This window comes from Clostridium sp. (genome assembly GCF_051654825.1).
In the GTDB taxonomy this organism is placed as follows: Bacteria; Bacillota; Clostridia; order Clostridiales; family Clostridiaceae; genus Clostridium.
This window is the reverse complement of the sequence record NZ_JBOFYU010000233.1, coordinates 19424-30838: the sequence shown is the minus strand read 5'-3', so window position 1 is coordinate 30838 and position 11415 is coordinate 19424. Positions and strand designations below refer to the sequence as shown.

General features: G+C 29.2%; 13 protein-coding genes. 3 read left to right on the top strand and 10 right to left on the bottom strand.

The annotated features are described in order from the left end of the window. Nucleotides 1–106 precede the first annotated feature (106 nt). The 4 genes from ACRDBA_RS14225 to ACRDBA_RS14210 form a co-directional block, all read right to left on the bottom strand. Complete coding sequence (locus ACRDBA_RS14225) at nt 107–1246, bottom strand: hypothetical protein (protein ID WP_438573589.1); 1140 nt, start codon at nt 1244–1246, stop codon at nt 107–109. Between the two features lie 557 nt (nt 1247–1803). Continuing rightward, nucleotides 1804–2787, bottom strand: coding sequence for a GIY-YIG nuclease family protein (locus ACRDBA_RS14220; protein ID WP_438573588.1), 984 nt, complete (start codon nt 2785–2787; stop codon nt 1804–1806). A 315-nt stretch (nt 2788–3102) separates the two neighbouring features. Further along, nucleotides 3103–3375, bottom strand: coding sequence for a hypothetical protein (locus ACRDBA_RS14215; RefSeq protein ID WP_438573587.1), 273 nt, complete (start codon nt 3373–3375; stop codon nt 3103–3105). Nucleotides 3376–3831: 456 nt separating this feature from the next. Continuing rightward, nucleotides 3832–4566, bottom strand: coding sequence for a hypothetical protein (locus tag ACRDBA_RS14210; RefSeq protein ID WP_438573586.1), 735 nt, complete (start codon nt 4564–4566; stop codon nt 3832–3834). Between the two features lie 543 nt (nt 4567–5109). Between ACRDBA_RS14210 and ACRDBA_RS14205 the strand changes: the two genes are divergently transcribed. From ACRDBA_RS14205 to ACRDBA_RS14195, 3 genes are read left to right on the top strand one after another with little or no spacing between them, the layout of a single operon-like run. Then, a complete protein-coding gene (locus ACRDBA_RS14205; protein WP_438573585.1) occupies nt 5110–5442 on the top strand; it encodes a hypothetical protein in 333 nt (110 codons plus the stop codon). Nucleotides 5443–5467: 25 nt separating this feature from the next. Further along, nucleotides 5468–5641 (top strand): hypothetical protein, encoded by a 174-nt coding sequence (locus ACRDBA_RS14200; protein ID WP_438573584.1) that lies wholly within the window; start codon nt 5468–5470, stop codon nt 5639–5641. Nucleotides 5642–5664: 23 nt separating this feature from the next. Continuing rightward, nucleotides 5665–6024, top strand: a complete 360-nt coding sequence (locus ACRDBA_RS14195; protein WP_438573583.1) for a hypothetical protein — start codon at nt 5665–5667, stop codon at nt 6022–6024. A 26-nt stretch (nt 6025–6050) separates the two neighbouring features. Here ACRDBA_RS14195 and ACRDBA_RS14190 read toward each other — a convergent pair whose 3' ends face one another. From ACRDBA_RS14190 to ACRDBA_RS14165, 6 genes are all read right to left on the bottom strand, one after another. Continuing rightward, entirely contained in the window at nt 6051–7262 is a 1212-nt protein-coding gene (locus ACRDBA_RS14190; RefSeq protein ID WP_438573582.1) for a metallophosphoesterase family protein, read from the bottom strand. A 707-nt stretch (nt 7263–7969) separates the two neighbouring features. Continuing rightward, nucleotides 7970–8164: a hypothetical protein gene (locus ACRDBA_RS14185; protein ID WP_438573581.1), complete on the bottom strand. Its 195-nt coding sequence runs from the start codon at nt 8162–8164 to the stop codon at nt 7970–7972. A gap of 1 nt (nt 8165) precedes the next feature. After that, nucleotides 8166–8489 carry a hypothetical protein gene (locus ACRDBA_RS14180; protein ID WP_438573580.1) on the bottom strand — a complete coding sequence of 108 codons (324 nt, stop codon included), beginning with the start codon at nt 8487–8489 and terminating at the stop codon, nt 8166–8168. A gap of 88 nt (nt 8490–8577) precedes the next feature. Continuing rightward, a complete protein-coding gene (locus ACRDBA_RS14175; RefSeq protein ID WP_438573579.1) occupies nt 8578–9579 on the bottom strand; it encodes a hypothetical protein in 1002 nt (333 codons plus the stop codon). A gap of 52 nt (nt 9580–9631) precedes the next feature. Further along, a complete protein-coding gene (locus ACRDBA_RS14170; protein ID WP_438573578.1) occupies nt 9632–9976 on the bottom strand; it encodes a hypothetical protein in 345 nt (114 codons plus the stop codon). 64 nt (nt 9977–10040) lie between these two features. Then, the gene (locus ACRDBA_RS14165; protein WP_438573577.1) at nt 10041–11369 is read right to left on the bottom strand and encodes an ATP-dependent DNA helicase; all 1329 of its coding nucleotides are present in this window, start codon (nt 11367–11369) and stop codon (nt 10041–10043) included. Between the last annotated feature and the right edge of the window lie 46 nt (nt 11370–11415).

The following is an 11415-nucleotide window of genomic DNA, read 5'->3' as shown; positions in this document are numbered from 1 at the left end:
CTACTCTAATAATTCCAATAAAAAAGAACCTAATACAATTAGATTCTTTGAATTACTATTTCGATAGTCGTTGAAGTTTATTCTTGTTAAATTATTTTAAATTGTTTTATTTTCTTTTTAAATTAAGTTCTTTACATAGTATTTCTTCTATATTCTTATAGTCCCAATAGGGGATTCTTATAAGTTTGATATTGTTGTCTTTGCAATATTGAGTCTTTTTATTATCTAAATACTGTATATTCATTAAGTAAGATAAGTCTCCACCAAAACATCCATATTTATAGTGTTGTTCACCATCATATTCTATTAGTATATTATAATCCATCAAATAGAAATCAAATGGTAAAACCCTTCTTTTACCCTTACAGTCGTCAAATGTATATTCTTGTGCAAAGTTAACATTGAATCTATTTAATACTTGGCATATTGCAAGCTGACCTTTGGATATTATTCTTTCACCACATGCACTACACTTGTACTCATATTCTCTATTTTTAAAATTACTAAAAGTCGTTTTTATTATATGATTGTTTTTACAACTAATAAAAATTGTGCTATTTGCATCCTTATATTCAGAGGATAACAAGAAATATTCATATTGTGAAAGATATTCTCTTACGTATTCTATTGTATATTTAAAATTACCATAGCAATGAGGACAACCATTGTTACCACTCTTAAAACTACTTATTAAAGAAGCATATGTTGTCTTGAATACATGACCTTCGCCACATACAACAATTATAGGAGACCTATTATTTTTGTACTCAGAAAGCAAAATTAAACCTTGTTTTGATATGAATGAGTCAATTTGACTATTTGTATAATTTGCCCTATTAGAACAATGAGGACATCCACATTTTTGACCAAACAGTCTATAAGTTGTTGTTTTAAATTCATGACCGTATACACAGCTTACCATAAATATAGATTTTGAATTTTTGTAATCTTCTTTTTTCGATAGCATTGTGAAGTCCAACTTTTCTACTTCTACAATCAGCTCCTCCCATGTAAAACCTCTCTGCATCTCAGACGAATCTTCCGCCTTACAATGTTTACACCCTTTATTTCCGATTTTTCTTTTGTTTCTGAACGTATGGAGTCTAACCTTGATTGGTTCATGAAGTCTGTCGCATTGAATTAATATCCTACTTTCAATTCCTTTATATTCTATAAATTCTATAAAAATATAACCTTGACTTTCTACGTATTCTATTATTTTTTCTTTTGTCCATTTTACCGCCATTACCTATCACCTCTTTTCTATTATACGATTTTTTATATTCTATGTAAATTTGAAACTATTAACAATTTTAAAATAATTTAACTTAGAATCTTACCTGCTAATCGCCCATTTTAGATTAATTCATAATCTAGTAATTACCTTTAGGATTTAACCTTGGGTTATCCTTATGATTTTTTCTACTTTCGTGACCGTCACACTTATCGTTTCCAATTATGTTGTGGTTCATAAGGCTTTAGGGGTTTCTAGCAATTCGATAAATTTTTTATACTAATCACTTAATATAAGGGACACATATCCCGGATATAAAATTGCCCTACAGCAAGCGTATACGGCAGTTGTAAACGATTTGGATAACAATTTGTTCTTATCTGTAAGCTTTTTATCTTACACTCTAGAAGTTTCCTTCATTTTCATCGGTATGTTTTTTCACACCTAGTTTAGCATATATCATCACCTACGACTTTACGTTTAGGTGTTAGGCACTCTTGGTAGTATTATATTCTTTTTAATAAAGTTTCAACTACTATGCGTTACGGTGATTAAGATTCTTTAGTTCCCTAATTTACCTCGGTATTAGCATATTTATAATTATTTATGACAGATTCTATGGTGTTTTTTGATACTCCGAAAATCTCCCCTATCTTCTTAGCGGTAAGACTTTCTTCAAAGTACAACCTTATTATTTCTATTTTATCTTCATTTTTAATTTTTTTATAAGATAATTCATTATATGGATTTGACTTTCCGCTTACATACCCTACAATAGTGGTGTTCTCCACACCTAATATCTTGGAGATTTGATACGGTTTCAAACCTTCATCGTATAAACTCATAACTTTATTATAAATAATTTTTCTTTTTTCTATATTGTCTTGAACTGCGTTGGTATATTTATAAACGCATTTCTCAACTATGCTATCTGACAACTCTAAAATATCGGATGTTTTCTTTATTGACAAGCATTCACTATACACTTTCAATATTAATTCATTTCTTTCGTTAATCATAATTCTTTTTATGTTTTTAACTAAATAGTTCAAGTCTTCGTGAATATAGATAAAATTTTTCAAGTTTGCGATTTGTTTTATGACAGACATCGAAACATTAAATATTTTTGCTATCTCACCTCTATCCATTAGCGATACAATTAATAACTTTATCTTTCTAACGTCTTCTTCGGTAAGACTAATACCTTTACATCGCATATTTAATTTTGCCTCATCGGTCATATTGCATGATTCTCCGCCATATGTAAGATTATACCCATAATCCCTATTTGCAGAATTATATTTTTGTATATAATATATTTCTCTATCTGATATGTTTATATCTTCATTATTTATCTCTTCCAATATAATAAATTCAAAACTGTCACATCCGTACTTATTCCATGCCTTTTGAAGATAATCATTTTTGTGTTTTCCACTATTAAGGTTTGTTTTGTGCATTGTAAATCTTCTTTTTATGTTTTTACTTAAACCTATATACACTTTATTGTCAACCTTATTCTTTATCATATATATACCTTTTATATACTTCATATTCTCACCTCTATTCCTATAATTATATCATAAACTTAGCTTTTACCGATATTGCCTAATTTTTCTCATTGCATATTTCTATACAAGGGGGCAAATCCTACCCCTGCTTGTGATAAAACAACTGAACATACTTTTGTCCATCATATATAGCATTATAAGTTGGAAAGTGTATAAATTAAGTCCAAGGTAATCTATGGCAAAACGGTGTATATTAGACCTATAGTAACTTGTCCATATTTTCACACCTTCTCTTCTTCTCTCATTTTTATTCATAGAGAGATTCTTTCTTTTTCTAGTTTTAGTTCTCATATAGAATTATTCATCGTCCTTTCTATAATCGACATATTCTAGGTCACTTTCACTTACAATTCTATTTTCATCATCATCTGAGTAAACATTTTCTTTATCTTTTTGATTTAAATTTCTAGCAATCGCAAACGGTTTAACCAACCATTTTTTAATATAGTAAAATATATTGTCGGCATCTTCAAATTCGGCTAGTCTATCCTCGCAAGGCTCTTCCTCCTCGATTTTGGCTATATACAATCCGAATGAGGCATCATCTGTATCTATATCCTGTTGTTTCAATGTTAGTTTATTCCTGTGTGTTTATTTATAAACGCTACTTTATAAACCTTGGTCAATTCCAAGCACCTAGTTTCCTAGCGTGAGCAGACCATTTCTTCACCCATATAATGGGGCAGACCTTTTCCAACGTCAATAACTTACGTTGTACTGCTTTTTCAAACATGGTCGTTGAACTTTCTTCGTATAGATTAATTTAATCCACTTAGAAGCTTAGATGCATGAACATCCATTTTGACAATATTATTTTGCAATATTACTGTCTGAATACTTAGGATTTAACCTTAGATGACTTTGTCATCCTTAGAGCTATGCTCTTATATTCATCTCTACGTTTTTTCTACTTTCGTACCATACCATTTAAACTTTCGTTTTCTGTTTCGGTGTAGAGCTTTAGGAATTACCTGCAATTAAATCTGTGTCCTACACTCATTACTGAATGTACGAGGCTTTATTTTTTTACCTTTCTTGTATCTTACCGATTTGCTCATTTACACTTTTCAGTGTACTTGGATTATCTCTGTTGTTTCTTAAATCTAAATACAATAAACTTAACTCTTGATAATCCCACAATGAAGTTGGGTTCTTATTGTCATAAGTATCAATAAGTGTTTGATAACGAGTTTCTAAAAATTGATATTCTTGAGGGGTTCTTCCATATCCCCATCTCATAATAACGTCATGAGTTAAGAATTCATCTTTAATCCTCTCTTCATCTTCTCTACTCATTTTTAACAAATCAGTTTCTACTACTTCGTCAAATTCTTCGTTAGACATATTCCATATATTAACCAATTCATCAGAATCATTAAACGACCTTTGCCTAAATTGTCTTAGCCCCATTTTGCCTATATAACTAGAGGCAACATGTACACCTTCTCCATTACTAGCTTTTACAATTATACTAGTAGCCATTTTACTATCATATTTTAAATCAAACATCATACATAATCTAAATAAAGCTTTTCTTTCATCAGCATACTCTTTTAAATAATCTTCATATATTAAAGCTATACACTTTTTACATACGCTAGATTTTATAGAGTACTTATTCATTTTTGAATAAGACACTAAAAAGTCTTCTAAGTTGGAAAATTGTCCACAACAAGTACATTTCTTCTTGCCCACAACTTCTGTTCTAGTAGTTTGTTTTTTAGTAGTCTTTTCATTTGTTTCATCTTTTTTCTTTGCCAAAATCTCACTTCCATTCTAAAATTTATAAAAAAATAAGGAGTATGCGTAGATGCATACTCCTTAAGGATTGAGGGAGAGATATTAGTAAAATAAAATAGATTTGCTTTGTTCATAAAAAAGAAGGAGATAAGTCATCCATCATTGATGAATAACTTAGACTAGCCTACAATTTCCGTTATCATAGGCTAAGTAAATTATTCATTATATAAAGGGAGTTTTGTTATGAAAAACAATTTGAAAAATAATTCTATACTTTTGGGGGTGGTATAGAAAAAATGAGTAAATAGAGATTTTACATCTCTACAAAATTTATATAAGACTTAATGTTGTTAAAAATGTTTTTTATTATTTTTAAAATAAAGTATTGACATTATATAATTAAAATCATATAATTTAATTAGAAACAATACAAAAAGGTGTGAGATGAGTTGAACATTCTAAATCCAATAGTATTATACACAGTATTGTCTGACTTTATGCTTTTAAGCGTTACTTGTTTTATTCTAAGAAGATTATAAAATTATAAAAATAGGAGATATTAAAATGAAAAATATTGAGGCAGAAAAAATCGAGGTTTTATTTACAATTGAAAATTGTTCAATCACATTAGGTATACAAAATCTAATAGATAATAATGAATTGACTTTTGATGACATAAATGAAATGCTACTTAGACATATGAAAAATGATGATGACAACAAATATGAAGAAGATAGAGAATATAACTTACAAGGGATAAATAATGGTGGTAGAGTTCTTAGCGTATATAATGTAAATAATAACAAGATGTATATAAATTCATATATACAAAGATGTTCTAACCCATCAACTAGAGTAGGATGTGAGACGCTAGTAATGCTTACTGATGAATATTAAAATATATTAATACGGAGGTAGTAAAATGAAATATAGCTATAACTACAAATCTAACACAACAACTTACAGATGTGATATTTGCCAAGAATGGTATTATAAGGATGAAGTATCATTGATTGATTGTAATGGTTGCAATACAGATGATGTTGATACAGCAGAGAAATGTTACTGTCATTCATGTTACGATAATAATTTTTAGTATAAAATAAAGGGGATATTATTATGATATATGTAAAAGATTTGCCAAAATTTAAAGATATGTCTGAGAGTTTCGAATATCTACAAGGGTTGAATACAGATAAAAAATATAAACTTCCATATATGTATCAACATTATTTAAGAAGAGGTAGTTTTATTATAGATGACAATGTTGAAGATGTGCTATTAAGCACTTGGATGTTCAATACTAGAGCATTCAATTTTAAGAAGTTTACAGTTAGTATTATGGAATTTCCTAAATCATATGTTATGAGCATCACACAAGAAGGCATAGGACTTATTGGTAAGACTAAATGGTATGAGCAATTAAACCATGTCCCAAATTGGATAGAGATAGAATATTTATGCGGAAAAGATTTTTAAAAAATAACCCTCGAATTAACGAGGGTTTATTTTGTATATTTATCTAAATTTATATCATATGAACATCTCAATCCATCATCATCAAATAATAAAAACTTCTGAACGCTTGGGGAATATAATCTCGCATTCTTAGAATACTGTTCTCCTGCGAAGCAACCATTTGTTATTATAGTGGTATTATTTCTTTCAAATTGTGAAGGTGAATGAAAATGCCCTCTTATTATAAAATCTATTTTCTTATCTTTAAACATCTCTATTGTTCTATCTAATTTACCATCACCATCTTGATTTCCATGAGCCATGAATACTGTATGATTTCTTATCTTGAATAACAGCTGTTCTTCGTCTTTATCTTCATTTTCTATAAAAGATACATTTTCATTATCTTTTAATCTTTTCTTCATAAATCTATTGATTAATAATGTAAATGATTCAGACGTAACGCTTTTAGACTTGTCTGCTACGATTCTAGAGTGATTACCTTGAACCATTCCAACTTCACATTCAAAGTGGTCTGATAGCTTGTCTATTGCCTCAGAAAGCAACTCACTTGCATACGTCACTTGCTCTACTATGTCCATTCTAGAAGCATATCTATTAGTTTCATGAATTATTCCTGAGATTTCATCTCCACATATAAGAACAAACATTTTATCTATATTATGAAATTTTCCATGTTCTATAACTTTATTTATGTAATAGTTCATCTTTTCTTTACATATATTAGGGTTGTATCTATCTAATACATTATCAACGTCACAGCCCACGTGTATATCTGAAATAACACAAGCTCCTGTTACGCTAGAATCATTTCTATCCAATACTTCATCATGTATAAGTTTTTCTTTACTTGGTAAGCTCTCTATGTTTTCTTTAAACATTTCTTCAAGGTGTTCAATTCTTGCAATCTCTCTCTTGATTAAATTTAAATCATTTCTTTGGTCTCTTAGCTTTACCTTTTCTTTTTCCATTATGAATATTTTTTCTTCTATTTCTTTTAGTCTCATATCTTCGATTTCTTCTGTTTTTGCTTTTACCAACTTATCTATTTTCTCTTCATAATATTCTGCTGTTTCTTTAACACCATACATCTTCTTTCTATAATGTGTTCCACTTTCATCACATTGAGTTATAATAGCCAACTCGTCCCATTCTAAGTCTATTTCCCTTTGTAACTTTAATAATCCTATTCTTTTATAGTATTCAAAATCTGTCTCATTACTCAATCTCTCTATCATCAAAATCTCTCCCATTTTATATAAAAAAAATAGGTGAGCAATCGCTCACCTACTATTGCTTTCACAATTAATACATTTCTAAAAAGTCGGTCTTAAAAAACTCTTAAAACTTCAATCCGACATGGTTACTACTAGGCTTATCAGAGCTTTTCGAAAGTTTTTCCAAGGATAACTATACTGATACATAATTATCAAGAATAAGTGTTTTTGTTTCGATTTACTATTAAAACATTGTTTACTTCAAAAGATTACTTGTAAATCTAGTAGGTAACCGCTAACACATAACAGTTGATGTGTCTCCGTATTCACTACCCTACAAAGCGAATACTTCACAGACAAATTGTTCGAGTCAAATCCTAAATGGTATCTGCTCTATTTGATAAAAACTTATTAATCGTATGGATACGCCAATAAGAAAACGTAGTTTTGTTCTTTCAGCCTAACCCCTATTCCGCAGTACTAGTAACTAGCCCTATGCGTCGTTAGTTCTATTTATAACATTCAAATATATCTTTATTTCATTATTTGTTAGGTCATCACAACCAATTCATTATTTATTAAAGATATACCATATTGCGTTACTACCATATCACAACTATTTGATTGTCATCCAACAATCGTTGTACGGAACAATCCCCAAGACCGCACTATGACACCCCTAACTATTTCCATGTGTCTTTCCGATATTACATATTTACAACTTTATATTAATTCTTATTAGTGTGATTAATATTTATTGTCAATTCTTCTCTTCCATCTATTTTTGCAACTATGTCTAACCATCTGTGTTCTACTTCTCCGTCTTTTAAGTTTTCTACAACCCAAAGCTCTGTATCTCCATCTTCACTTTCTCTTAACTCGAAAAACGCATTCTTTAAACTTATACCAAATTTCTCTTCCATATTAATTATCCTCATCTTTCATATTATTATTTTCTTTCCATTTTTTCATAAACTCTCTTTGAAACAACTCACTAAATGTTACTTCTATCTTCTTATGTTCATCAACCATTTCACCATTGGGCAAAGGTCTTATTTGTGCGTCTCTAGTATTGAACTTGATAAACTTAGGTATCAATATCTTATCTTCTTCATCTTCTAGGAGTATTTCTAATATAACTTCTGCTAATGTTTTAACTACCGCATCAGTTACTTCATATGTACATTTTTCACAACCATTTTCTTTTGTCCTTCTATTTAATCTGCTGATAAATTTATGATATTTCACAAATCATTCTCACCACCTCATACCGCATTAACAATATATATATAAGACTATACCTACTGAAATAGGCGATATAAGGCGTTTATTAAAATTACATTAGTGACTTTTCTTTTATCTCATTTATCTGACTTAATAAATCATTTTCAACTACTATTAGTGCGTCTGTTACGTCATACCAAAATGACTTATCATCTTCATCAAATTCATTGTCTATTAACAATGTTGTTAATTTTGAACAATTGTGCATATTTATATTTTCATATATTTTTAAGATTATCCAATTGTTCTTTGAACTGTCTATTCTTACTAATAAAGAAGCTAAATTACTTATCTTGTTAAAATCCAATAATCTATTGATTAACTCTAACTTCTTATTTAAGTTTAATATTTTTTCATTTGCATCTTTGTGTTTCTCATAAGCTTCAGTAACTCTTTTATAAATGTTGTTCTTACTAGAATAATGTCTAGTAGTATCTTTGTAAATTGTATTTCCTTCTATGAAATCTAATTGCTTCTTTGTTAAAAGTTCAACTTTATGCTCGTTGAACCACTTTATAAATTCATTACTAGTTTCTTCTTCATCATTAAAAGGGTCATAATGTTCACTTATGTACCTTTCGTCTTTTTGATTTTTTATTCTGTCCTTTTGTTCTATAAACTTTTCTTCATAACTTTCTAACTTATTAACCTTATACTCATTTCCATTCTTTCTGTCACAAATACTTCTTTGAGTCATTCTCCCTAATTTTGCTATGTCCATTAATTTGTATTTTGTATTCGTATAAAGAAGTCCTTGTAAATCTTTTATCTCTTTTCCTTCAAACTGTCCTCTTTCATCAAACTTCAATATACTTTCATATAGACATAATAGAGCTAGTTGTGAAAAATTTTCATAATCCATTTCCAATATAAATTTCTTATTTGCAAAAGATGTAACTCTATCTGCCAAACTATCTCTATTAGGCTTGATATAATAACCATAAACAGCTATCTTATCATCATATCTACCTAATACATATTCTCCACCATCTTTAACTGTACATTCTGCAAACATATCATTAAAGTATTTGTTTATCTCATCTCTTTCTAACATTCCTATCCATCCCCACATCTAAACATAATAATATTCCTCCTATTTTAATTTACTACCAATAACAAATCTCGTATAAGTCTTCCATTGTATCCATTGTGTCATATAGTACGTGATATAACTTTCTATGTTTTACTTCTAGTAGAGCGTATATATCCTCATATCTACTTATACTTTTATGGTCGTCCATTGCTATAATTTGTCCAATAACTCCAACAAGTGTTTTTATGTTTTCTTTATATATATTAAAAGTTTTATAGAACTCTTTTTTAAGTGTTAAATCTACATGAGTCCAATTATCCGACTCCTTTAAAGAATTAACTATTTCGGTAGTTGTAATATCCTCATCAATTAGCATTAACATCTGTCTAACAAAAACTTCTTTAAATCCTTCATCCATAATGTTAGCCCCTTTCTTATCTTAAGTTATATACATTTATACGTAATTAATTATTCTATGTCAATTAACTATATAAATATTCTATAAAAGTTCTTTTTTCATCCGTTGCTTCTTTTTTAACCATCTTAGATAATATAGGATATCCATCAGTATACAATTTACAAGTTAACTTAAATCTAGTAAGTGCTGTATATAGCCAATTTCGACTTCCTATTAGTTCAGCATTAACCCAATTATTTTCAATGTAGATATACCCTCTTTTCAGAGTAGACCCTTGCATTTTATTACAAGTTGCTGATAGTCCTAATTTTATGGAGTCAAATTTATCTTTATCTATTAATAGCATTTTATCTCCTACTCTAACAACAAAGTCATTTGTGTCTTTATATATATCATATACAATTCCTACGTTACCATTAAACATAGAGTCTTTTTCCATTGTATCTACATTTAAAACGTCATAATTATTTGAAACAATCATAACAACATCATTCTTATGAATTCTTGTTTCTTCTCCATCTTTATTCTTATGTATAACAATATACTCTTCTCCATTTAGATATTCTTTTTCAATAAGAGACGCTTGTAAGTCACTATTAACTTTTGTAGCCATTTTATTTGTTGTACATATAATGAAGCTTTCATCTCTATTGTCAACATCAAAGTTGTCTATAAAGTCATCAATCATATTTTGATAATTATCGCCTATATTAACAAAGAAATCTTCTAATTCACCATATACAGCGTTGTCTTCGTTTTTAAAGTGGTTTACTCCGTCAGATATGTAATTAGCCATTGAAAGTATACCACTATCCTTAGCTTGCCTTACAACGTCTGTAAGCATTATCTTGTTAACATTTTCATTTATAAGTGGTATATCTCTAATCATAACTCCTGTTGATAAAGAAGCTAACTGTGAACCATCACCTAACATTATTACTATCGCATCATCTTCTATTGCTTTTAACAATGAACACATTAGTCCACTAGAAATCATTCCGACCTCATCTATGATTACAACTTTACTTGGAAGCTTATTATAACTGTCGTACATAAAACCACCCTTTGAGAATCCTAGTGTTCTATGGATTGTGCCTGCAACCCTACCACCACAACCACTTGACAAGTTATCTGCCCCTTTTCCTGCGAAACAGCATAATGAATAATCAAAATATCCAAATCTCTTATCTAATATATTCATAACTATATTTGTAATAAACGTTTTTCCTGCCCCTGCTTTGGACGATAATAAAGTTACTCTATTGCTAAGTATAGACTTAACAGCTTCCCTTTGACCGTCATTTAGCTTTACATTTAATAAGCCCTCTTGGATATTTATTTCTTCTTCTATTTCTTCATACTCGATAAACAATGATTTATCATTATTAGCCAACCTATACACTTCATTTATAATTCCGTTACTAAAACTTTATAAAACC

Coding starts and splice junctions, on each gene's coding strand:
- ACRDBA_RS14185 (WP_438573581.1), bottom strand. CDS start 8,164: ATGGAAGAGAAATTTGGTATAAGTTTAAAGAATGCGTTTTTCGAGTTA.
- ACRDBA_RS14225 (WP_438573589.1), bottom strand. CDS start 1,246: ATGGCGGTAAAATGGACAAAAGAAAAAATAATAGAATACGTAGAAAGT.
- ACRDBA_RS14205 (WP_438573585.1), top strand. CDS start 5,110: ATGAAAAATATTGAGGCAGAAAAAATCGAGGTTTTATTTACAATTGAA.
- ACRDBA_RS14170 (WP_438573578.1), bottom strand. CDS start 9,976: ATGGATGAAGGATTTAAAGAAGTTTTTGTTAGACAGATGTTAATGCTA.
- ACRDBA_RS14190 (WP_438573582.1), bottom strand. CDS start 7,262: ATGATAGAGAGATTGAGTAATGAGACAGATTTTGAATACTATAAAAGA.
- ACRDBA_RS14220 (WP_438573588.1), bottom strand. CDS start 2,787: ATGAAGTATATAAAAGGTATATATATGATAAAGAATAAGGTTGACAAT.
- ACRDBA_RS14175 (WP_438573579.1), bottom strand. CDS start 9,579: ATGTTAGAAAGAGATGAGATAAACAAATACTTTAATGATATGTTTGCA.
- ACRDBA_RS14195 (WP_438573583.1), top strand. CDS start 5,665: ATGATATATGTAAAAGATTTGCCAAAATTTAAAGATATGTCTGAGAGT.
- ACRDBA_RS14200 (WP_438573584.1), top strand. CDS start 5,468: ATGAAATATAGCTATAACTACAAATCTAACACAACAACTTACAGATGT.